Source organism: Arthrobacter sp. A2-55 (assembly GCF_025548615.1).
In the GTDB taxonomy this organism is placed as follows: domain Bacteria; phylum Actinomycetota; class Actinomycetes; order Actinomycetales; family Micrococcaceae; genus Specibacter; species Specibacter silviterrae.
Genome location: NZ_JAJLOZ010000156.1, coordinates 1 through 492 on the forward strand (window position 1 = coordinate 1; position 492 = coordinate 492).

Here is a 492-nt window from a genome sequence, read left to right on the forward strand (position 1 = left end):
CAGCAGGATGGTCACCAGTGCCACTCCCATGCCAAAGGCGGAGCCGCCGATGACCCCAACGACGGCGGCAGCGAACACTGCTTCGGCCAGGGCCACCATCCACCGGGGAAACGGCTTGGGCGCCTTGATGATGGTGTCCAGGCGGCGGTGGGCCTCCGCGCGCCCCACGCCGCTGCCGACAATGTCCGTCACCAGTTCGTGCACCTGCACCAGGCCGGCATAGTTGCTGGTCCACGACCGCACCACGCGCAGCAAGGTGATGGGCACGCCGTCGCGGTGGGCGTAGTTGATGATGACGGACTGGTTGGTGATGTCCACCTCAATGTTGCGCAGCCCAAAGGCGGCGGTCACGGCGATGATGGACGTCTCCACCTCCAGGGCGCCGGCCCCGTACCGGAACATCGTCTCAGCCAGGCGCAGGGCAAAGTCGATGGTCTTGCGCGCCGACTCATCCGCCTTGCCCACCTGGATCATTGGGTTGGCATACGGACT

The 492-nt window shown here is 66.1% G+C and carries 1 protein-coding gene; it reads right to left on the reverse strand.

All coding sequences use genetic code 11. The features are described 5' to 3' along the window. The coding region (locus tag LPN03_RS20750) for a threonine/serine exporter family protein (RefSeq protein ID WP_262455765.1) at positions 1 to 492 on the reverse strand (492 nt) is incomplete at both ends.